Source organism: Finegoldia magna, from assembly GCF_018371055.1.
Lineage (GTDB): Bacteria > Bacillota > Clostridia > Tissierellales > Peptoniphilaceae > Finegoldia > Finegoldia magna_I.
The window spans coordinates 1-21,057 of sequence record NZ_JAGYZD010000008.1 but is presented as its reverse complement, the minus strand read 5'-3'; the positions used below and the strand labels follow the sequence as shown (position 1 = coordinate 21,057).

General features: G+C 34.1%; 35 protein-coding genes and 1 rRNA gene. 35 read left to right on the top strand and 1 reads right to left on the bottom strand.

Annotated elements, in window-relative coordinates:
- Positions 1-1,236 (top strand): MATE family efflux transporter (locus KHW44_RS00980; RefSeq protein WP_304064798.1); only part of this gene is annotated, 1,236 nt, incomplete at its 5' end.
- A gap of 80 nt (positions 1,237-1,316) precedes the next feature.
- On the opposite strand, the gene KHW44_RS00975 is transcribed toward KHW44_RS00980, so the two are convergent.
- On the bottom strand, positions 1,317-1,850 hold the full coding sequence (locus tag KHW44_RS00975; RefSeq protein ID WP_294684902.1) for an HdeD family acid-resistance protein: 534 nt from the start codon (positions 1,848-1,850) through the stop codon (positions 1,317-1,319).
- A gap of 761 nt (positions 1,851-2,611) precedes the next feature.
- Between KHW44_RS00975 and rpsJ the strand changes: the two genes are divergently transcribed.
- The 34 genes from rpsJ to KHW44_RS00805 all read left to right on the top strand — a co-directional run.
- Positions 2,612-2,920 carry a 30S ribosomal protein S10 gene (gene rpsJ / locus KHW44_RS00970; RefSeq protein ID WP_002836107.1) on the top strand — a complete coding sequence of 103 codons (309 nt, stop codon included), beginning with the start codon at positions 2,612-2,614 and terminating at the stop codon, positions 2,918-2,920.
- Between the two features lie 74 nt (positions 2,921-2,994).
- Positions 2,995-3,624 (top strand): 50S ribosomal protein L3, encoded by a 630-nt coding sequence (gene rplC, locus KHW44_RS00965; RefSeq protein WP_002840170.1) that lies wholly within the window; start codon positions 2,995-2,997, stop codon positions 3,622-3,624.
- Positions 3,625-3,639: 15 nt separating this feature from the next.
- Positions 3,640-4,263 (top strand): 50S ribosomal protein L4, encoded by a 624-nt coding sequence (rplD, locus tag KHW44_RS00960; protein WP_002836109.1) that lies wholly within the window; start codon positions 3,640-3,642, stop codon positions 4,261-4,263.
- On the top strand, positions 4,263-4,553 hold the full coding sequence (gene rplW, locus KHW44_RS00955; protein WP_304064790.1) for a 50S ribosomal protein L23: 291 nt from the start codon (positions 4,263-4,265) through the stop codon (positions 4,551-4,553). The genes rplD and rplW overlap by 1 nt, the downstream gene beginning before the upstream one ends.
- A gap of 16 nt (positions 4,554-4,569) precedes the next feature.
- Positions 4,570-5,400, top strand: coding sequence for a 50S ribosomal protein L2 (gene rplB, locus KHW44_RS00950; protein ID WP_094208003.1), 831 nt, complete (start codon positions 4,570-4,572; stop codon positions 5,398-5,400).
- A 12-nt stretch (positions 5,401-5,412) separates the two neighbouring features.
- On the top strand, positions 5,413-5,697 hold the full coding sequence (rpsS, locus tag KHW44_RS00945; protein ID WP_002836113.1) for a 30S ribosomal protein S19: 285 nt from the start codon (positions 5,413-5,415) through the stop codon (positions 5,695-5,697).
- A gap of 17 nt (positions 5,698-5,714) precedes the next feature.
- On the top strand, positions 5,715-6,053 hold the full coding sequence (rplV, locus tag KHW44_RS00940; RefSeq protein WP_002836114.1) for a 50S ribosomal protein L22: 339 nt from the start codon (positions 5,715-5,717) through the stop codon (positions 6,051-6,053).
- 11 nt (positions 6,054-6,064) lie between these two features.
- On the top strand, positions 6,065-6,799 hold the full coding sequence (gene rpsC / locus KHW44_RS00935) for a 30S ribosomal protein S3 (protein ID WP_094205164.1): 735 nt from the start codon (positions 6,065-6,067) through the stop codon (positions 6,797-6,799).
- A gap of 21 nt (positions 6,800-6,820) precedes the next feature.
- Positions 6,821-7,264 (top strand): 50S ribosomal protein L16, encoded by a 444-nt coding sequence (gene rplP, locus KHW44_RS00930; protein ID WP_094203271.1) that lies wholly within the window; start codon positions 6,821-6,823, stop codon positions 7,262-7,264.
- Entirely contained in the window at positions 7,254-7,460 is a 207-nt protein-coding gene (gene rpmC, locus KHW44_RS00925) for a 50S ribosomal protein L29 (protein WP_002836118.1), read from the top strand. Before rplP ends, rpmC begins: the two co-directional genes overlap by 11 nt.
- A 5-nt stretch (positions 7,461-7,465) precedes the next feature.
- Positions 7,466-7,720 carry a 30S ribosomal protein S17 gene (gene rpsQ, locus KHW44_RS00920; protein WP_002836119.1) on the top strand — a complete coding sequence of 85 codons (255 nt, stop codon included), beginning with the start codon at positions 7,466-7,468 and terminating at the stop codon, positions 7,718-7,720.
- A gap of 24 nt (positions 7,721-7,744) precedes the next feature.
- The gene (rplN, locus tag KHW44_RS00915; RefSeq protein ID WP_002836120.1) at positions 7,745-8,113 is read left to right on the top strand and encodes a 50S ribosomal protein L14; all 369 of its coding nucleotides are present in this window, start codon (positions 7,745-7,747) and stop codon (positions 8,111-8,113) included.
- An 18-nt stretch (positions 8,114-8,131) separates the two neighbouring features.
- Positions 8,132-8,440 (top strand): 50S ribosomal protein L24, encoded by a 309-nt coding sequence (gene rplX / locus KHW44_RS00910; protein ID WP_002836121.1) that lies wholly within the window; start codon positions 8,132-8,134, stop codon positions 8,438-8,440.
- 18 nt (positions 8,441-8,458) lie between these two features.
- Entirely contained in the window at positions 8,459-9,001 is a 543-nt protein-coding gene (rplE, locus tag KHW44_RS00905) for a 50S ribosomal protein L5 (RefSeq protein WP_002836122.1), read from the top strand.
- A gap of 12 nt (positions 9,002-9,013) precedes the next feature.
- The gene (locus KHW44_RS00900) at positions 9,014-9,199 is read left to right on the top strand and encodes a type Z 30S ribosomal protein S14 (RefSeq protein ID WP_002836123.1); all 186 of its coding nucleotides are present in this window, start codon (positions 9,014-9,016) and stop codon (positions 9,197-9,199) included.
- Positions 9,200-9,220: 21 nt separating this feature from the next.
- Positions 9,221-9,616 (top strand): 30S ribosomal protein S8, encoded by a 396-nt coding sequence (gene rpsH, locus KHW44_RS00895; RefSeq protein ID WP_002836125.1) that lies wholly within the window; start codon positions 9,221-9,223, stop codon positions 9,614-9,616.
- Between the two features lie 26 nt (positions 9,617-9,642).
- Complete coding sequence (gene rplF, locus KHW44_RS00890) at positions 9,643-10,182, top strand: 50S ribosomal protein L6 (RefSeq protein WP_304064773.1); 540 nt, start codon at positions 9,643-9,645, stop codon at positions 10,180-10,182.
- 14 nt (positions 10,183-10,196) lie between these two features.
- Positions 10,197-10,559, top strand: coding sequence for a 50S ribosomal protein L18 (gene rplR / locus KHW44_RS00885; RefSeq protein WP_094208005.1), 363 nt, complete (start codon positions 10,197-10,199; stop codon positions 10,557-10,559).
- A 20-nt stretch (positions 10,560-10,579) separates the two neighbouring features.
- A complete protein-coding gene (rpsE, locus tag KHW44_RS00880; protein ID WP_002837356.1) occupies positions 10,580-11,086 on the top strand; it encodes a 30S ribosomal protein S5 in 507 nt (168 codons plus the stop codon).
- A gap of 13 nt (positions 11,087-11,099) precedes the next feature.
- On the top strand, positions 11,100-11,282 hold the full coding sequence (rpmD, locus tag KHW44_RS00875; protein WP_002836132.1) for a 50S ribosomal protein L30: 183 nt from the start codon (positions 11,100-11,102) through the stop codon (positions 11,280-11,282).
- A gap of 11 nt (positions 11,283-11,293) precedes the next feature.
- Positions 11,294-11,743 carry a 50S ribosomal protein L15 gene (rplO, locus tag KHW44_RS00870; RefSeq protein ID WP_002836133.1) on the top strand — a complete coding sequence of 150 codons (450 nt, stop codon included), beginning with the start codon at positions 11,294-11,296 and terminating at the stop codon, positions 11,741-11,743.
- 1 nt (position 11,744) lies between these two features.
- Positions 11,745-13,019 (top strand): preprotein translocase subunit SecY, encoded by a 1,275-nt coding sequence (secY, locus tag KHW44_RS00865; protein ID WP_094223066.1) that lies wholly within the window; start codon positions 11,745-11,747, stop codon positions 13,017-13,019.
- Between the two features lie 10 nt (positions 13,020-13,029).
- The gene (locus KHW44_RS00860) at positions 13,030-13,677 is read left to right on the top strand and encodes an adenylate kinase (protein WP_094223067.1); all 648 of its coding nucleotides are present in this window, start codon (positions 13,030-13,032) and stop codon (positions 13,675-13,677) included.
- Between the two features lie 5 nt (positions 13,678-13,682).
- Positions 13,683-13,967 (top strand): KOW domain-containing RNA-binding protein, encoded by a 285-nt coding sequence (locus tag KHW44_RS00855; RefSeq protein ID WP_002836136.1) that lies wholly within the window; start codon positions 13,683-13,685, stop codon positions 13,965-13,967.
- The gene (gene infA / locus KHW44_RS00850; protein ID WP_094208007.1) at positions 13,948-14,163 is read left to right on the top strand and encodes a translation initiation factor IF-1; all 216 of its coding nucleotides are present in this window, start codon (positions 13,948-13,950) and stop codon (positions 14,161-14,163) included. The genes KHW44_RS00855 and infA overlap by 20 nt, the downstream gene beginning before the upstream one ends.
- A gap of 14 nt (positions 14,164-14,177) precedes the next feature.
- Entirely contained in the window at positions 14,178-14,291 is a 114-nt protein-coding gene (gene rpmJ, locus KHW44_RS00845) for a 50S ribosomal protein L36 (protein ID WP_002836138.1), read from the top strand.
- A gap of 12 nt (positions 14,292-14,303) precedes the next feature.
- Entirely contained in the window at positions 14,304-14,654 is a 351-nt protein-coding gene (gene rpsM, locus KHW44_RS00840; RefSeq protein ID WP_002841105.1) for a 30S ribosomal protein S13, read from the top strand.
- A 15-nt stretch (positions 14,655-14,669) separates the two neighbouring features.
- Positions 14,670-15,077 (top strand): 30S ribosomal protein S11, encoded by a 408-nt coding sequence (gene rpsK / locus KHW44_RS00835; RefSeq protein WP_002836140.1) that lies wholly within the window; start codon positions 14,670-14,672, stop codon positions 15,075-15,077.
- Between the two features lie 55 nt (positions 15,078-15,132).
- Positions 15,133-16,086: a DNA-directed RNA polymerase subunit alpha gene (locus KHW44_RS00830; protein WP_304064758.1), complete on the top strand. Its 954-nt coding sequence runs from the start codon at positions 15,133-15,135 to the stop codon at positions 16,084-16,086.
- A 13-nt stretch (positions 16,087-16,099) separates the two neighbouring features.
- Positions 16,100-16,495 carry a 50S ribosomal protein L17 gene (gene rplQ / locus KHW44_RS00825; protein WP_094223069.1) on the top strand — a complete coding sequence of 132 codons (396 nt, stop codon included), beginning with the start codon at positions 16,100-16,102 and terminating at the stop codon, positions 16,493-16,495.
- Positions 16,496-16,628: 133 nt separating this feature from the next.
- Positions 16,629-18,602: a cell wall-binding repeat-containing protein gene (locus tag KHW44_RS00820; protein WP_304064752.1), complete on the top strand. Its 1,974-nt coding sequence runs from the start codon at positions 16,629-16,631 to the stop codon at positions 18,600-18,602.
- 95 nt (positions 18,603-18,697) lie between these two features.
- Complete coding sequence (rpsD, locus tag KHW44_RS00815) at positions 18,698-19,294, top strand: 30S ribosomal protein S4 (protein ID WP_002836144.1); 597 nt, start codon at positions 18,698-18,700, stop codon at positions 19,292-19,294.
- A gap of 102 nt (positions 19,295-19,396) precedes the next feature.
- Positions 19,397-20,632 carry a peptidoglycan binding domain-containing protein gene (locus KHW44_RS00810; protein WP_304064748.1) on the top strand — a complete coding sequence of 412 codons (1,236 nt, stop codon included), beginning with the start codon at positions 19,397-19,399 and terminating at the stop codon, positions 20,630-20,632.
- A 339-nt stretch (positions 20,633-20,971) separates the two neighbouring features.
- Positions 20,972-21,057, top strand: a 16S ribosomal RNA gene (locus KHW44_RS00805); the annotation flags it as partial.

Sequence of the window (21,057 nt, the reverse complement as noted above, 5' to 3'; positions counted from 1 at the left end):
TCTTCGATTGGAAGCTCTGCAGTAGCGGCAGTAGGTCTTACAACGCAACCTAAATTTATAGCATTGTCGATATTTTTCGCCATAAACATCGCAACATCAGCACTTGTAGCCAGACGTCTCGGTGAAGAAGACAAAGAAGGAGCAAACAGAATACTTGTCACAGCGATTATCATGGGACTTGTTCTAACAGTTGTGATAAGCACTTTGATGGTGTATTTTTCAGATAGCATATTGAGACTTGCAGGAAGTAACTCAGACACGCATACTGATGCACTGAATTATTTCAGGATAATAATGGGTGGAATGCTTTTTTCCGTAGTTAGCATGGCGATAAATGCAGCACAAAGAGGATCGGGAAACACGAGAATTGCCTTCACGACCAACTTAGTGTCTAGTATTGTCAATATATTTTTCAACTACTGTTTGATAGGTGGTAATTTTGGTTTTCCGAAGATGGAAGTTTCAGGAGCAGCGCTTGCAACAGTACTTGGAACAGTCGTAAGTAGTATTATGTGCATCAGATCTCTTTTCAGAAAAGATGGTTTCGTACAAATCAAATACATTTTCAAGAAGAAAATCAAACCAACAGTTGAAGTATTCACAAGTATCGTCAAACTTGGAACCAATTTGTTCGTAGAAAATATAGCCATGAGAATCGGATTCTTGACAACAGCATTGATGGCAGCAGGACTAGGAACTGACACATTTGCAGCACACAACGTAGGAATGAATCTTCTTAGCATTTGTTTTGCGTTCGCAGACGGGATGCAAGTTGCAGCAGTCGTTCTAACAGGATCAAGCCTTGGCGCTGGCAAGAAAGAAAACGCCAAGATTTACGGCAAAGTCTGCCAACGAATAGGACTTATGATATCTCTTGTACTATCTTTGATATTGTTGTTATTTGGAAAAGGAATATTCCATTTGTTCTTCGACAAACTCTCCATCATAGAAACAGGAGAAATCATCGCAAGATTCATCACAGTAATAGTCCTTCTACAAATCTCACAAATCATCTACGGAGGATGTTTGAGATCAGCAGGTGATGTAAAATACACATTAATCTCTTCAATCATAAGTGTAACAATCATAAGGACAGTAGTAACATACATCCTTGTATCTGTGTTTGAAATGGGAATCGTGGGAATATGGCTAGGAATCTTCTCCGACCAATTCTCTAGATACATGTTCAATTCAATCAGATTTAGACAAGGTAAATGGGTTAACATTAAAATATAAAAAATCGTCTCGTTTTGATATGTACCATCCTTACTGGATGACCCGGTAAAGATGGCACACATCATTTTGAGACGATTTTTTTAATACTCATGTTTGAAAGCATATGCAATATATTTAACGCCAGATATTGTCAAATACATTCCGATTAAAAATACAACCGTAAAAGATGCTCTTAAAGGATTGTACAACATCATAATTCCAAGAATTAAAGTAATAATATTAATTATGATATTAAGATGGTAAAGTCCACCTGGAACAAACCTTAGATATCTTCCGAAACTAATATCGTTGATTGAATCGATAATAAACCAAATCGAGAACACATACGGAATGATCAATACAGCAGATTCGACATTAAAAACAAGAATGAGGCCAAGTATTATATCTATTATGCTTATCCAAAAGAATAATTTTATGTTCAGACTTGTAAAATCTTTTATATTTTTATAAATTAAAACTCCGCCTACGCCTTTAACAATTGCAATTATTCCAAAATAAATCACCAGACTCGCTAAGCTGGCATATGGATTTTTAAAAGCTATGAATGAAACTATAATAAAACAAATACCTGTAATAAGAGACATCCAATCAACTGATTTCTTTTCTTCTACCATACTAACACCTCCTTAAATTGTTGATATACTTTATATACCCAGATTTAAAGAATATTATTCACTAAATATTAAAAAAATTATTAACAACACTTTGTTGAAAGTTAAAACGAAAATTGTTGGATGAAAATTTGTCGCAAGTTAAAACGAAAAATGTTACCGAAAATTACTGACGACACTTCTTAGCAATAAAAACAAAAATAGTTTTAGCTAAGAATATCATTCGTAAAAAATAACTACAAATTCTAGCGAAGTGAACCGTGAAAAAATCTCACTCGTGCCAGAGCGAAGCTCGCACTTGAGATTTTAGGTTCACAAGCTTTGAATTTGTCTATTTTTGGAGACAGATATTCGTGCTAAATTATTTTTGTTTTTGAGATACGCTTAGCAAGCGAAAATCTATAAAAAAATCTCCCGAAACTCATTTTATTCCACGTGCTTTTATTATATAATAAGGAAGGAAACAAATTTTTCGTAAAAATATTGAAATTTTACAAAAAAACTTCAAAAAAGTGTTGACATTGTTGTATAGACAATGTATAATACCAGTTGTGCCTAAAGTTAGTAAGCGTAGAAGTGGAAGGTTGCTCGGGAAACGTGATTAATCTTCCGAGGTAATTTTCACCGAGAAGTCCTACAAGATTAGGGCGATGGGTTAAACTTTTTAAAAAAGTTTTTTAAATTTTAGGTCACTGTACACCCGGGAGGGTGTATGAACATAACCCAGCAAGACGCTTCTTCAAAAATTTAGAGGAGGTGCCTAAATGGCAAATCAAAAAATCAGAATCAGACTAAGAGCTTATGATCACGAATTAATCGATCAATCAGCTCAAAAAATCGTTGAGGCAGCTAAGAGAACTGACGTTAAAGTTTCAGGTCCTATTCCGTTGCCAACAGAAAAAGAAGTTATTACAATCTTAAGAGCTGTTCACAAATACAAAGACTCAAGAGAACAGTTCGAACAAAGAACACATAAGAGATTAATCGATATCATTAATCCTAACGCAAAGACATTGGAAGCGCTTAAAAAGCTTAACCTTCCTGCCGGCGTAGATATCGAAATTAAACTTTAATCTTAGTATGATTGTAAAGCAATCCGCTGTAAGTAAATTTTAATGTGGATATCACACTATAGGAGGTGTACTCAATGAAGAGTATTTTAGGTAAAAAAATCGGAATGACTCAAATCTTCAACGAAGACGGTAGTGTTGTTCCAGTAACTGTCATTGAAGCGGGTCCAATGGTTGTTACACAAATCAAAACTAAAGAAAAAGAAGGATATAACGCAATTCAAGTTGGTTACATTGAAAAGAAAGAAAAACATGTAAACCAACCAATGAGAGGTCATTTTGGCAAAGCAGGCGTTTCATTCAAGAAACACTTAAGAGAGTTCAAAATTAATGATGACGAACAATTTAACCTTGGCGATGAAATCAAATTAGATATTTTCCAAGACGGAGACGTTGTGGATGTTATCGGTATTTCAAAAGGTAAGGGAACTCAAGGTGCAATAGTTAGACACAACTATTCAAGAGGACCTATGGGACACGGCTCTAAATCACACAGAGTTGCAGGTGCAAGAAGTGCCGGATCTTATCCAGCAAGAGTTTTCAAAGGACGTAAAGGTTCTGGAAAGATGGGTCACGACCGTGTAACTGTTCAAAACTTGAAAATTGTTAAAGTTGACAATGAAAGAAACTTACTTCTTATTAAGGGAGCTGTTCCAGGAAACAAAGGTGGAGTAGTTACTGTTAGAGAAGCTATTAAGTCAAAATAGGAAGGAGGATGAAACATGCCTAAAGTTCAAATTTTAAACCAACAAGGAGAAAATGTTGGAGAATTAGAATTAAATGAAGCCATTTTCGGCGTTGATGTTAATGAGCACGTTGTTTACGAAGTAGTTAGAAATCAACTTGCTAATAAAAGACAAGGCACACAATCTGCTAAAACTCGTAGTGAGGTAAGAGGTGGAGGAAAGAAGCCTTGGAGACAAAAAGGTACAGGTAGAGCAAGACAAGGATCTATCAGATCTCCACAATGGAGAGGTGGTGGGGTAGTATTCGCTCCAAAGCCTAGAGATTATAGCTACGCTGTTCCTAAGAAAGTTAGAAGACTTGCAATCAAATCAGTATTAACTGACAAAGTTAATGACAATGAAATGATCGTTTTAGATAAATTAAGCTTAGATGCTATTAGCACTAAAAAAGCTGTTGAAGTATTAAAGAATATTAAAGCAGACAAGAAAGCTTTAGTAGTTGTTGATAAAAATGATGATACACTTTACAGATCATTTAGAAACATTGAAAATGTAGCTATTTGTGAAGCTAGATTAATCAATGTATATGATTGTTTGAAATACAACTCATTAGTTATTACAACTGATGCTGTTAAAATTCTTGAGGAGGTGTTTCAATAATGAAATCACCATATGATATTATTTTGAAACCAATTATTTCTGAAGATTCTATGGGAAAAATGGAAGAAAAGAAATATGTATTCAAAGTAGATAAAAATGCGGATAAAATAGAAATCAGAAACGCTATCGAAAAGATTTTTGATGTTAAAGTAAAATCTGTTAACACTATGAACGTTAAAGGAAAAGTTAAGAGAATGGGCGCTCACAGTGGTAAGAGATCTGATTGGAAGAAAGCTATAGTTGCATTAACAGAAGATTCAAAAGAAATTGAATTTTTCGAAGGAATGTAATTAAGGGGGTAAAAACATGGCAATAAAAAAATATAAACCGACTTCTGCCGGTGTACGTGGTATGAGTGTTTTATCATTTGATGAAATCACAAAAACTACTCCTGAAAAATCATTAACTGTTAGCTTAAACAAATCTGGCGGAAGAAACTCTTATGGTAGAGTAACTATTCGTCACAGAGGCGGCGGAGCTAAGAGAAAATATAGAATTATAGATTTTAAAAGAAACAAAGATGGTATTAAAGCTGTTGTTAAATCAATCGAATACGATCCAAACAGAACAGCAAACATCGCTTTGTTACAATATGAAGATGGTGAAAAGAGATACATCATCCAACCACAAGGTTTAAAAGTTGGAGATGTAGTTGAAAGTGGTGCTGATGTAGATATCGTACCTGGTAATGCTCTTCCATTGAGAAACATTCCAGTAGGTACTACAGTTCACAACATTGAAATGAAAGTTGGCAAAGGAGCTCAATTAGTTAGAACAGCTGGTGCTGAAGCACAACTTATGGCTAAAGAAGGTAAATTTGCACAATTAAGATTACCATCAGGAGAATTTAGATTAATTCACCTTGACTGTAAAGCTACTGTAGGTCAAGTTGGAAATATCTCTCACGAATTGGTTACAATCGGTAAGGCTGGACGTAACAGACACTTAGGTAAGAGACCTTACGTTAGAGGTTCAGCAATGAACCCAGTAGATCACCCTCACGGTGGTGGTGAAGGTAGAGCACCAATCGGTAGACCAGCTCCTTCAACTCCATGGGGTAAACCAGCACTTGGACTTAAGACTCGTAAGAAAAACAAAAAGTCTAATAAGTACATTGTAAGAAGAAGAAAGAAATAACGGAGGGATAGAATGAGTAGATCACTTAAAAAAGGACCTTTCTGCGATGAACACTTAATGAAGAAAGTGGAAGAACTTAACAAAAACGATGAAAAGAAGATTATTAAAACTTGGTCTCGTCGTTCTACAATATTCCCTAACTTCGTAGGTCACACAATTGCAGTTCACGATGGAAGAAAGCATGTACCTGTTTATATTACTGACGATATGGTTGGTCATAAATTAGGAGAATTTGTTCCTACAAGAACATACAAAGGTCACATTAAAAACGAAAAAACGAGTAAGGTTCGTAATTAATATAAGGAGGTATGACAATGCAAGCTAAAGCTATAGCGAAATATGTACGTATTTCTCCTCTAAAAGTTAACTTTATATGCAAAGAAATTAGAGGTAAACAAGTTGATGAAGCCCTTGCTATATTGAAATTCACTCCTAAAAAAGGTGCTAGAATTTTAGAAAAAGTGCTAAATTCAGCAATTGCAAACGCAGAACACAATTTTGGATTAAACAGAGAAGATCTTTTTGTATCACAAGCATACGCTAATAATGCTCCAGTAATGAAAAGATGGAGACCAAAAGCTAAAGGAATGGCTTATCCAATCCTTAAAAGATCAAGTCATGTTGGCGTAGTTGTAGAAGAAAGAGAATTATAAGGAGGAGTCTGATGGGTCAAAAAGTTAATCCTAAAGGATTAAGAGTTGGTGTTATCAAAGACTGGGATTCAAGATGGTTTGCAGATAAAAAAGATTTTAGTGATTATTTAGTAGAAGATCACAAAATTCGTGAACTAATCAAGAAAGAATCTTTCAGCGCTGGTATTAGCAGTATAGCCATCGAAAGAGCATCAAACAAAATTAAAGTAACTATCAACACAGCTAAACCTGGTATGGTTATTGGCCGTCAAGGTGCTGGCGTTGAAGAATTAAAAAATAAATTAGAAAAATTAACAGGTAAGAAATTAATCATAAATGTAGAAGAAATTAAGTTCCAAGACTTAGATGCACAATTAGTTGCAGAAAACATCGCAAGTCAATTAGAAAGACGTATTTCTTTCAGACGTGCAATGAAACAAACAATGCAAAGAAGCATGAGAGCAGGAGCTTTGGGTATTAAGACTATGGTTTCTGGTAGACTTGGTGGAGCTGATATGGCAAGAAGCGAAGGATACAGCGAAGGAACTATTCCTCTTCAAACTCTAAGAGCTGCAATCGACTATGGATTTGCAGAAGCAGACACAACTTATGGTAAGCTTGGTGTTAAAGTTTGGTTATACAAAGGTGAAATGTTACCTGGTATGACAGAAGAAGATTTACCTGTTTACAAAAACAAAAAAAATGACAAAAACAGAAAAAGAAGAAACAATAACAGAAAAGGTAAATCACAAGCAGCTAAAAACTAATTCGAGAGGAGGAAATATTCTATGTTAATGCCTAAAAGAGTAAAATACCGTAGAGTTCACAGAGGCAGAATGAAAGGTAAAGCATTAAAAGGCAATACTTTAACTTACGGTGATTATGGTATACAAGCGTTAGGTTCTTGTTGGTTAACAGCTAATCAAATAGAAGCAGCACGTCGTGCTATGACAAGATATATAAAAAGAGGCGGTAACATCTGGATTAAAGTTTTCCCAGATAAGCCAGTGTCAAAGAAGCCTATCGGTATTCGTATGGGTTCAGGTAAAGGAGCTCCGGAATATTGGGTAGCAGTAATTAAACCAGGTAGAGTATTATTTGAAATGGCAGGTGTTCCTAAAGATGTAGCACGTGAAGCTATGAGACTTGCTCAACACAAACTACCTATCAAAACTAAATTTATAACTCGTGAAGAGTTCGGAGAAAAGGACGGTGAAGCTGATGAAAACTAAAGAAATTCGTAATCTATCAGATCAAGATTTACAAAAACAATTAGAACAATCTAAAAGTGAATTGTTTAATCTACGTTTTCAATTAGCTACTGGGCAATTAGAAAACCCTATGATGATAGGACTTGTAAAAAAAGATATAGCTCGTATTAAAACTATTATTAGAGAACGTGAGCTAAACATTGGTAAGGAGGCTTAACAATTATGGAAAGAAATATGAGAAAAACCATAGTTGGTATAGTTGTTTCAGATAAGATGGATAAGTCAATTGTTGTAGAAGTTAAGACACTTGTCAAAGATCCTAAATACGGTAAACAATTAAGAAAAACAACTAAATTTAAAGCACACGATGAAGAAAACATTGCTGGTATCGGCGATAAAGTTAAAATAATGGAAACAAGACCTCTTTCTAAAACAAAGAACTGGAGACTTGTAGAAGTTATAGAAAAAGCTAAGTAATTCTTATTACGAAAGGAGAATTTTATGATTCAACAAGAAAGTCGTTTGAGAGTTGCAGATAACTCTGGTGCAAAAGAACTACTAGTAATAAGAGTTTTAGGTGGTACTAAAAGAAAGTACGCAGCTATCGGAGACATCGTAGTTTGCTCAGTTAAATCTGCACAACCGGGCGGTATGGTTAAAAAAGGTGATGTAGTAAAAGCTGTTATCGTAAGAACAACTAAACCATTGGGAAGAGCTGATGGAAGTTACATCAGATTTGACGATAACGCAGCTGTAATTATAAAAGATGATAAAAATCCAGTGGGAACAAGAATTTTTGGTTCAGTAACTCGTGAATTGAGAGCCAATAACTTCATGAAAATAATCTCATTGGCACCTGAAGTGTTATAATTGGAGGTGTAAAGAGATATGAAGATTAAAAATGGAGATACTGTAATAGTTATTTCTGGTAAAGACAAAGGAAAGACTGGAAATGTTATTGAAGTATTAGCCAAACAAAATAGAGTAGTAGTAGAAGGAGTTAACATAGTTACTAAACACCAAAAAGCTAACGGACGTGGTGTTGAAAGCGGACTAATCAAAAAAGAAGCTCCGATTGATGTTTCAAACGTAATGTATTATGATGCTAAAAACAAGAAAGGCACAAGATTAGGTTACAAGTTTGAAGACGGTAAGAAAGTTAGATTTATGAAATCTAACAACGAAACTATTAAGTAACATAAGGAGGGTATAAACTTGACTTCCAGATTAAAAGAAAAATATACAAATGAAGTTGTTCCTTTCTTGGTTGAACGTTTCAAATATGAAAACATCATGCAAGTTCCAAGATTGGAAAAAATCGTGCTTAACATGGGTTTAGGTTCTTCAAAAGAAAATCCTAAAGCTATCGAAAGCGCAGTTAAAGAATTAGAAACAATTACAGGACAACACCCAATTGTAACAAAAGCAAGAAAATCTATCGCTAACTTCAAACTTAGAGAAGGAATGAATGTTGGTGTTAAAGTTACATTACGTGGTGAAAAAATGTATGATTTCTTAGATAAATTTATGAACATTTCTCTTCCACGTGTAAGAGACTTTAGAGGTATTTCTTCTAAATCATTCGATGGTAGAGGAAACTATGCTGTAGGTATCAAAGAACAATTAATATTCCCTGAAATTGAATACGATATGGTAGATCAAATTAGAGGTATGGATATTGTGGTCGTTACTACTGCAAACACTGACGAAGAAGCTAAGGAATTATTAGACAAAATGGGAATGCCATTTAAGAAATAAGGAGGAGTTTTAGTGGCTAAAAAATCAATGATCGCAAAACAAAAAAGACCTGCAAAGTTTAGCACAAGAGAATATAACAGATGCAAAATTTGTGGTAGACCTCACGGATATTTAAAGAAATATGGCATCTGCCGTATATGCTTTAGAGAATTGGCTTATAAAGGCGAAATCCCTGGCGTAAGAAAAGCAAGCTGGTAAGAAAGGAAGGAGGAAGCTTTTATGATGACTGATCCTATAGCAGATATGCTAACAAGAATAAGAAACGCAGTTAATGCGAAACATAAAGTTGTTGAAGTTCCTGCATCTAATATCAAAAAATCAATAGCACAAATTTTATTAGATGAAGGATTTATCGATGGTTTCAATGTTACTGATGATGGTAAACAAGGAATCATTACAATAGATTTAAAATATGGTCCTAACGAAGAAAAAGTAATTTCAGGTATCAAGAGAATATCTAAACCTGGACTTCGTGTCTATGCCAGAGCAAATGAAGTTCCTAAGGTTTTAGGCGGACTTGGTATTGCTATTGTCTCTACATCAAAAGGCCTTGTAACTGATAAAGTTGCTAGAAAAGAAGGTATTGGTGGAGAAGTAATTTGTTACGTATGGTAACACAAACATTATAAGGAGGTTTGACCATGTCAAGAATTGGATTAAAACCAATTGAAATTCCTAATGGCGTTGAAGTAAAAATAGCTGAAGACAATTTGTGTACTGTAAAAGGACCAAAAGGTGAATTAGTTGAACAAATGCCAAAGGAAATGATTATCAAAGTAGAAGATAATACAATCACAGTTTCAAGACCTTCAGACATTAAAAGACACAAATCACTTCATGGTTTAACAAGAACTCTTGTTTTTAACATGATTGAAGGTGTTACTGAAGGATATAAGAAAACTTTAATTATAGAAGGTACTGGTTATAGAGCAGCAAAACAAGGTAAAAAATTAGTGTTAAACTTGGGATATTCACACACAATTGAAAAAGAAGATCCAGAAGGAATATCAGTTGAAGTTCCAGAACAACACACATTAGTTATCAGTGGTATCAACAAACAACAAGTTGGTAACTATGCTGCAAAAATCAGAGACTTAAGAGGACCTGAACCATACAAAGGCAAAGGTATCAGATATGAAGATGAACATATTAGACGTAAAGTCGGTAAAACAGGTAAGTAGGAAAGGAGTAAGGTATGTTTAAGAAAATTGATAAAAACGCAAATAGAGTTAAAAGACATCTACGTATTCGTAAGAACCTTACAGGAACTTCTGAAAAACCAAGATTATGCGTATTCAAGTCTAATACTAACATCTATGCACAATTAATCGATGATGTTAACCACAACACATTAGTAGCTGCATCTACATTAGATAAAGATTACAAAGGCGAATCAAAATCTAACATGGAAGCTGCAAAACTTGTTGGTGAATTAATCGGTAAGAGAGCTATCGACAAAGGCATTGAACAATGCGTATTTGACAGATCTGGATATTTATATCACGGAAAAGTTAAAGAATTAGCTGAAGGTGCTAGAAGCGCCGGACTTAAATTTTAGTGCAAGGGAGGTATTTAGTATTGGAACTTTTAAATAAAGAAATAGAAGGTTTAGAATTAGAAGAAAGAGTTGTAAATATTAACCGTGTAGCTAAGGTTGTTAAGGGTGGTAGAAACTTTAGATTCGCAGCCCTTGTAGTAGTTGGAGATAAAAACGGACACGTTGGTGTTGGTATTGGTAAAGCACAAGAAGTACCAGAAGCTATTAGAAAAGCTAGCCAAGATGCTAAAAAGCACATCTTCACAGTTCCTATCGTAAACACAACTATTCCTCACCAAGTAACAGGAATATTTGGAGCTGGTAGAGTATTATTAAAACCAGCTGGAGAAGGTACTGGAGTTATCGCCGGAGGGCCAGTTCGTGCGGTATGTGAATTAGCTGGTATCAAAGACGTTCGTTCTAAATCATTGGGAACATCAAACCCTCAAAACATTGTTAATGCAACTGTAGAAGGACTTAAATCACTTAAGACAGCTGAACAAGTAGCTAAATTAAGAGGAAAGTCTGTAGAAGAAATTTTAAAATAAGGAGGGCTTTTAAGTGAGTAAATTAAAGATCACTCTTAAAAAGAGCAAAATCGGTAGAATTGAAAAACACATTAGAACTTGTGAAGCCCTTGGACTTCATAAAATCGGACAATCAGTAATCAAAGAAGACAATGATGCAATTCGTGGAATGATTAGACACATTGCATTCATGGTTGACGTAGAAGAAGTTAAGTAGGAGGTGTTATAGTGAAATTACACAACTTAAGACCTGCTAAAGGTGGAGAAGTAAAAGCAAGAAAAAGAGTTGGTAGAGGTTACGGTTCAGGATTAGGACACAATGCTGGACGTGGTAGAGACGGACAAAACTCAAGATCAGGCGGAGGCGTAAGACCAGGATTTGAAGGGGGTCAAATGCCTTTATTCAGAAGACTTCCTAAGAGAGGCTTCAAAAACCACTTCGCAAAACAATACGCTGAAATCAACATCAGAGACTTAAATTGTTTTGAAGATGGAGACGAAATAACACCAGAAATCCTAGCAAACGCAGGATTCTTTAAGCCAGTTAAGGCAAAAGACGGCGTTAAGATTTTAGGTGACGGAGAATTAACTAAGAAATTAACTATAAAAGCTAATAAATTTACTAAATCAGCTGAAGAAAAAATTACAAAAGCCGGAGGAAAGGTAGAGGTGATTTAAGATGCTTAAAACCTTAAAAGACGCATGGAAGGTTTTAGACATTCGTAAAAGAATCGGCTTTACTCTACTAATGATTGTAGTTTTTAGATTAGGTAATGCAATACCGGTTCCTTTTATGGATAAGGCCATTATCAAACAAATAATGAGCGGTCAAGAAGGCGGAATAGTTTCTTTATTGAACCTATTGAGTGGGGGATCATTGAGACAAATGAGCATATTTGCTCTTTCAATATACCCTTACATTACCGCTTCAATCATTCTTCAACTTTTAACAGTAGCATTTCCTAGATTAGGAGAGCTTACTCGTGAAGGTGAAGAAGGAAAGAAGAGAATGGGTAAATACACTAAAATCTGTAGTATAATTTTGGCATTCATTCAAGGATATGCTACAGTTAATGGTTTATTTAACAGAGCAATCGTAGACAAAAGCTTTTTAACAGGATTTGTTATACTAATAAGCTTGGTAGCAGGATCAATGTTTCTAGTATGGCTAGGAGAAATGATTACTGAAAGAGGTATCGGTAACGGAATTTCAATCTTGATTTTCATAGGTATCATTTCAAATATGCCAAGACAAATCGGTACAATGATTTATCAATCTAGACAAGGAATGCTATCTTGGTGGAAAATATTACTTTTTGTACTAATAGCGATTATAATATTAGTAGTAGTGGTATTAATTAACCAAGGTGAAAGAAGAATTCCTGTACAATACGCTAAAAGAGTAGTAGGAAGAAAAATGTATGGTGGTCAATCAACTCATATTCCAATCAAAGTTAATATGGGTGGTGTAATGCCAGTAATCTTTGCATCAGCAATCTTACAATTACCACAAACAATAGCATTATTATTCGGAAAAGACATGCCATTATGGTTAGCCCACATATTCACAGTACAAACAACATCAGGGTTAGTTATCTTTTCAATAGTAAACATGTTATTGATTATAATATTCGCATTCTTCTACTCAGCAATTCAGTTCAATACTGTTGAATACGCTAAGAACTTGCAACAATATGGCGGATTCATTATGGGAATTAGACCTGGTAAACCAACAGGCATGTATCTAAAGAAAATTTCTGATAGAGTAACATTTATAGGCGCAATCATATTAGCGTTAGTAGCATCAGCACCAATGCTAATATCAAAAGCTATAGGAATACAAATCCTATTCGGTGGTACATCAATCATCATCGTAGTAGGTGTAGTATTAGATACTGTAAAACAAATGGAAAGTATGCTAACTATGAAACACTATAAAGGATTTTTGAAGTAAGGAGTTTATAATGAGATTAATATTATTAGGACCTCCGGGAGCAGGTAAAGGAACTCAAGCTAAAAGAGTTATTGAAGAATTTGATATTCCTCACATTTCAACAGGTGATATTTTCAGAAAAAATATCAAAGAAAAGACAGAACTAGGTCAAAAAGTTGAAGGCTTACTTGCAGAAGGAAAACTTGTACCTGATGAATTAACAATAGAAATAGTTTGGGACAGATTAGATCAAGAAGATTGCAAAAACGGATTCTTACTTGACGGATTCCCAAGAACAATTCCTCAAGCCGAAGCCCTTGATGAAGGACTAGCTAAAAGAGGATTGAAACTAGACCGCGTATTAAACATAGACGTTGACAAAGATTCTCTTGTAAAAAGACTTTCAGGAAGACGTGTATGTCCAAACTGTGGTGCAAGCTATCACATCGACAACAACCCAACAAAAGTTGAAGGGATATGTGATGTATGCCAAACTCCAGTAATCCAAAGAGAAGACGACAAAGAACAAACTGTACTAGACAGAATTAAAGTTTACGATTCACAAACTAAACCTTTAGTAGACTTCTACAACAAACAAGATTTAGTATTCACAGTTGACGGAACTCTTCCAATAGATGAAATCACTAATAAGTTAGTAACAGAATTAAAAAAAGGTTAGAATTAATGAGCCAATACAACAAACTTGAAACAGGACAAGTTGTTTTAAGTACTTGTGGTCGTGATATGGGCAAACTACAAATGGTTTTGGAAATTCTTGACGATTCTTATGTATTGGTAGTAGATGGAAAACAACGTAAAATCGAAAAACCAAAGAAAAAGAAGATTAAACATCTTCAAAAATACAACAAAAAGTTGCAATTAGAGAATTTAACAGATAAGAAACTAAGATATATGTTAAACAATTTAAAAAAGGAGGATCAAGACAAGGATGTCCAAAGAAGTTATTGAATTAGAAGGAACAGTAGTAGATGCTCTTCCTAATACGGTATTTAAGGTAGAACTTCAAAATGGCCATGTAATAACAGCTCATATTTCAGGCAAATTAAGAATGAATTATATAAGAATTCTTCCAGGAGACAAGGTAACGGTTGAATTATCACCATACGATTTGAATCGTGGAAGAATAACATGGAGAAAGAAATAAACGGAGGTTAAGCAATGAAAGTAAGACCATCAGTTAAAAAAATGTGCGAAAAGTGCAAGATTATAAAAAGAAAAGGTCGTGTTATGGTTATTTGCGATAACCCTAAACACAAACAAAGACAAGGTTAGTAGGAGGTATAAATGGCAAGAATTCAAGGTGTCGACTTACCAAATGACAAACGTGTAGAAATTGGACTAACTGCAATTTATGGAATAGGTAGACAATCATCAAATAAAATCTTAGCTAAATTAGGAATCAATCCTGACACAAGAGTAAAAGATTTAACAGAATCTGAATTATCTGATATCAGAAATGAATTAGATAACTATCTTACTGAAGGGGATTTACGTCGTGATGTAGCAATGAACATCAAGAGATTAAAAGAAATCAACTGCTACAGAGGATCAAGACACAAAAAAGGCCTTCCAGTAAGAGGACAACATACAAAGAACAACGCAAGAACTCGTAAGGGTCCTAGAAAACAAGCATAGAGAGGGGGAAATTAATTGGCACTAAAAACTAAAGGCGCAAAACGTAACGTTCGCGGTAAAAAAAGAGTAAAAAAGAATATTGAAAAAGGTCAAGCACACATTTCTTCTACATTCAACAACACTATGGTATGTTTAACTGACCTTAACGGTAACGTATTAAGCTGGGCTTCTGCTGGACAATTAGGATTCAGAGGATCTAGAAAATCAACTCCATACGCTGCACAACAAGCTGCTGAAGAAGCTGCTAAAAAAGCAATGGAACACGGATTAAAAACTGTTGAAGTTTATGTAAAAGGACCAGGTTCAGGAAGAGAATCTGCAATTAGAAGTTTGCAAGCTTCTGGACTTGAAGTTAGCTCTATTAAAGATGTAACTCCAATCCCTCACAACGGTTGTAGACCACCAAAGAAGAGAAGAGTATAACACATAGGCTTAATTCAGGATTTCCTGATAGGACTTGTCGAAGGAGGCTGTATTTATGACTGAACAATTAGATACTAAAATAAAAATCGTTGAATTAGATGAACAAAATAATTACGGTAAATTTGTCATAATGCCACTGGAAAGGGGATATGGAACTACTCTAGGAAACTCTCTCAGAAGAGTTTTATTATCATCATTACCAGGAGCTGCTATATCAAAGATAAATATCCAAGGTGTAGCTCATGAAATGTCTACGATTAAAGGTGTCAAAGAAGACGTACCTGAAATAATTTTGAATTTAAAAGGTATCGCTGTAAAGAAATACAATGAAGAACCTATATCATTAAATGTAGACATAAAAGGTCCATGTGTTCTAACAGCTAAGGATATTTTAGTTGATACTGATTTGGAAGTTAAAAACCCAGATCACTACATTGCAACACTAAATGAAGATGCTTCATTAGAAATGCAAATCACAGTTATCAACGGAAAAGGCTACAAAATATCTGAATTTAACAAAACAGATGAAGATATTATAGGAGATATCGCCATTGACTCACTGTTTAGCCCTGTGAAAAAGGTTAATTTCACAGTAGATAATGCCAGAGTTGGCCAAGTAATTGATTACGATAAGCTTACAATAGAAGTGTGGACTAATGGAACAATTAGACCACAAGATGCCTTAAGCGAAGGAAGCAACATCCTAATCAATTGCCTGGAATTATTCAGTGAATTACCTAACTACGAGTGTAATACAAACAGTGACGACGAAGACAATCAAAAAGATAAAGAAACTCAAATGGGCATCAATATCGAAGAATTAGATTTCTCATTAAGATCATTCAACTGTTTGAAAAGAGCTAATATCAATACTGTAGGAGATATCGTATCTCATACAAAAGCAGAAATGATGAAGATAAAGAACTTTGGTAAAAAATCCTTAGACGAAGTTGAAGAAAAACTTCAAGAAATGGGCCTTGCATTTAAACAAGAAATAAAAGACGAATAAAGGAGGATAGACATTGGCTAACTTAAGAAAATTAGGTAGAAGAACTGATCACAGAACAGCAATGTTAAGAAACCTAGTTCAATCATTGTTCGAAAATGGAAAAATCGAAACAACAGTTACTCGTGCAAAAGAAGTTAGAAGAGAAGCTGAAAAGATGATTACACTTGGTAAAAAAGGTGATTTGAGCTCTAGAAGAGAAGCTCTTAAATATATATACAAAAAAGACGTTGTATACACATTGTTTGAAGAAATCGCACCAGTTTATGCTGACAGACAAGGTGGATACACTAGAATCTTAAAATTAGGACCTCGTAGAGGAGACGGTTCTGAAATGTGTATACTTGAATTAGTAGATTACACAAAAAAAGAATCCTCAAATGAAAAAGAAACAGTGAAAGCTGACAAATAGAAAATAACTAAGCATTAGCTTAGTTATTTTTTTTATGCACAATTGTAAAAATAAAACCATAGGATTATAATAAAATTAAGATTAATTTATTAGCAAATAATAAAATATTCTAAAAATTTATTGGGAGGAACCTATGAACAAAAAACTAGTAGCTGCACTGACTTTATCTGCATTGTTGTTATCGACAAACTCATTTGCTGCAAATGAAACCCAAAAGTTAGATGCAATCAAAAAACTTGGTCTAAAAATCGATCAATCAATCGACAAATCAAATTTAAAAGATGAAATCAAATTACAAAATGGAATCACTTTGAAATTTGACAAAGAAGGAAAACTTATTGGAATTGATGCACTTTCTAGTACAGAAAAGCTATTCTCAGGAAAATCAGACGACAAATTCGAAGATTACTTAAACAGCACAATATCTAAGCTTCAAAAAGACGGATACATTCCTAAAGAATACAAACTAGTCGACCAACAAGACATACTCGATAATGGATACAAGGTAGTATTTGAAAAAGAAAATCCATATAACGTCAAAAACCCATACAACATTATAACAGTATCATTTGACAAGAAAACAAATGAACTTAAAACATTCAACAAAATTGGAGACTTTGAAGTTACCAAAAAACCTACAATAAAGATTGAAGATGCAAAGAAAGTTGCGATAGAAAAATTAAAAGGTATCAAAGATTTTGATGAAACAAAAGTAAAATCAGAAACTACTGTGGTAGATATTGATAAATTGCCAACTAAATTCACACAAAACAAAGGCTTAAAAGTTTCCTACGTATTTGAATACGAAGGAACAAAAGTATACGTAGATGCTAATACAAAAGAATTGTTGGGAGCTGATAAGCTCAAATCAAACGCCGAAACACAAAGCACAAAACAATACCTAGTATCCAGAATTTATGGAAAAGATAGAATTGACACATCAATCCAAATAGCTAAAAGCTACATCAAAACATCAGAATTTGCTATCCTTGCAAATCAAAATAACTTCCCAGATTCACTAAGTGCAACAGTTCTATCTAAAAAATACAACGCACCAATCTTATTAACTGATGCGATAAAAGCCGACAAAAGTTTAATCCAAGAAATCAAAAGATTACAAACAAAATACTTTGTAAAAATCGGCGGCGAAAAATCCATCAGCAACGAAGTAGCAATACAATTATTACCAGAAAAAAGCAAAGTAAAATCATATAAAGGCACTGACAGATACGCTACAAATGCCGAAATCATCAAAGAATTCAAAGACGCAGACACTTGTATCATAGCAAGCGGTGAAAATTTTGCAGACTCACTAAGTATTGGCGCATTTGCAACAAAAAACGGATATCCAATCGTATTTGTACAAAAAGATAAAATCAACGACGTAACAAAAAAAGCGCTTAAAGATTCCGAAATCAAAAAATGCTACATCGTAGGTGGAGAAAACTCTGTATCCAAATCATTAGAAAAAGAATTACCACAAGTAATCGAAAGAATCGCTGGCAATGACAGATACGAAACATCACTTAAAATAGCTGACAAATTCTACAAAGACGCACAAGGAGCATACCTTACAAGTGGAGAAGTATTCGCAGATAGCTTGGCAATAAACCCAATCGCTGCAAGATTTAATGTACCATTGATTCTTACACCAAAAGACAAACTTCCACAAAAAACACAAGAATACCTTGAAAAATCAAAAATCGTTCAAATAGCTATAATAGGTGGAGAAAAGACAGTATCCAAACAAATTCAACAAGAATTAGCCAAAACCAACCCAAACGTTGCAACATCTGTTAAATTCACATACACAAAAGACGGCAAGAAAATTACAAGAGAACTTACAAATGCAGAAGCTAACGAATTAGCAAAACTAATGAATGAACACGACAAATATGTCACAGGTGAAAGATTAAAGAGCATATTTGATAACTACTTTACATTGGTAGGAGCTAATGGAAGAACAAAAGTAGCAGTATCTGTAAATATTGAAAAAGATGAAGTCGTAATAGACGATGCAATCCTTGAAAAAGGTGCTACACTTAACAAAGACAACGAGCTTGCAAAACAATACATTAAATTCATCGAAAATTTAAAACAAAATTAAGCAAAAATTGTTGAAAAACAAACTTGTAGGTGATATAATAGCGTTGGCTTAAAAAATTATCGCGGCAAATAATTTTTTAATGGAGATGAATATTAATGGCAAGAATGATGGGACCTAGATTTAAACAATCTAGAAGATTAGGTCTAAACGTATGCGGTCACCCAAAAGCTAACAAAAGAATGGGTAAAGGACTTGGAAGAAACGACAAGAAGTTAACTGAATATGGTATGCAACTTCTTGAAAAACAAAGATTAAGAGCATATTACGGAGTAAACGAAAAACAAATGCACAAATACTTCGAAAAAGCCCTTAACAACAAAGAAGGTCTTACAACAGGGGATGTAATGGTAAGACAATTAGAAACTAGATTAGACAACCTAGTACTAAGAGCTTCATTTGCATCATCAATCAGACAAGCAAGACAAATGGTATCTCACGGTTTAATCAGAGTAAACGGTAAAAAAGTAGATATCCCTTCTTACCAAGTAGCTGAAGGATCTGTAATCGAATTGAAAGAAAAATCAAGATCAAATGAATTGTTCAAAGAAAACTACGAAACAAACTTTGCACAATCATTACCTTACATTGACAAGGAAGAAAACTTTAAAGTAACATTGACAAGACTTCCTGAAAGACAAGAAATTCCAATCGAAATTACAGACTCATTAATAGTTGAGTTGTACTCAAGATAATCAAAAGGCGAGTGATTACACTCGCTTTTTTAATTGCAATCATTGATATATACTCAAATTAAAAGTACAATAATATTAATCATAAAAGAAAAGGAAAAACAAATGAAAAAACGAGTACTCATAACCACAATACTATTCTTATTTCTAGTGTATTTTAGTGGGACGACATTCTTTACATTCTACGCACTACCCAACACATACGTCAACGGCTACAACATGAGCTTTGTTGAAAAATCCAAAATAGTCGACAGAAATGCAGACATTAGAACGCTAACCATAAACGCATCAGACAACCGTAAACTTGTAATAGATGCAAAAGAAGTGGATTTCAACCTAAAAATACCAGAAGATTTCAAATTCGAACAAAATCCATTCTCTTGGCCATTGTCATTCTTCGACACCAAAAAATACAACATCAATTTCGACTACACAATCGACGAAGATAAACTCAACAAGAAAATCTACCAAGCAAAACTCAACAAAAACGCCAAGAAATCGTACAACGCATACATCAGTTACTTGGATGACGAATACACAATAATACCAGAAGAAATCGGAAACGAAATAGATACAAATAAACTAAAAGACACAATCAAAAAATCACTATTAGAACAAAAAGAGATCGTCACCCTCAAAAACGAATACATCAAACCAAAAGTCTACGCAAACGACTGGAACATCATACGTGCCAAAAACAAACTCAACAAACTCAAAGACATCGAAATAAGCTTTGATTTCAACGACACAATCCATAAACTAAAAGGCGCACAACTTCGCGACATGATGGACTTTGATGAAAAGCAAGGATTCGTATATAAAGACAGTGAAATCGAACGCTACGTAGACGATTTGAAAAAAGAAACAGACACTTACAACAAACCACACACAATAAAAACAGCAGAAAACAAAACACTCACACTCAACGCAACAGACTACGGCTGGGAAATCGACAAACACAAAACAGTCGAACTCATAAAATTCACACTAGATGATGCAGAAGATAAAACAATAGAACCAGTGTATTCAAAAAAAGCGAAGTCAAGACTCAAAAACGACATTCAAGACGAATACATTGAAATCGACCAACAAAACAAAACACTCTACTACATCAATAACTACAAAATCAACAAAAGTATACCAATAAAAATCACACAACCAATCCCAAAAGGAATCTACAACATAGATAACAAAATAAAAGGCTACTCCAAAAACTACACGCTGGGATTTTACAGACACACAATATCTACAGAACAAAACTCTGACATACAAGTAAATCCCAACCTATTAGAAAGCATATATTATGATGTAGGAGAAAACATAGCAGTAATAGTTTATTAAAGTAAAATAAAAGTAAAAAATTTTTAAAATTCACTTGACATTATAGTGCAAACTTGATAATATATATAAGCACTCAATTGTTCGGTGAATTTTTTAATTAAATAAAAATTTAAAAAACACTTGACAAGAAAGAAATACAAGAGTATAATGTAATAGTTAGCTCACAAAACGCGAACTTCAAATAAACTTTGAAAATCACGTTTTAAAATATATTTCGTGAGTATAGAACCTTAATAAATTAAATAAAGTAAATACTTTGAGAGAAGTACAAACCAAACAATAATTCGGTGAGAATAAAAAAAGCAAAAGTCAGCTGAAAAGCTAGATTCAAACAAACATTAAATTGAGAGTTTGATCCTGGCTCAGGACGAACGCTGGCGGCGTGCTTAACACATGCAAGTCGAACGGGATTTAGTAAACAGAAG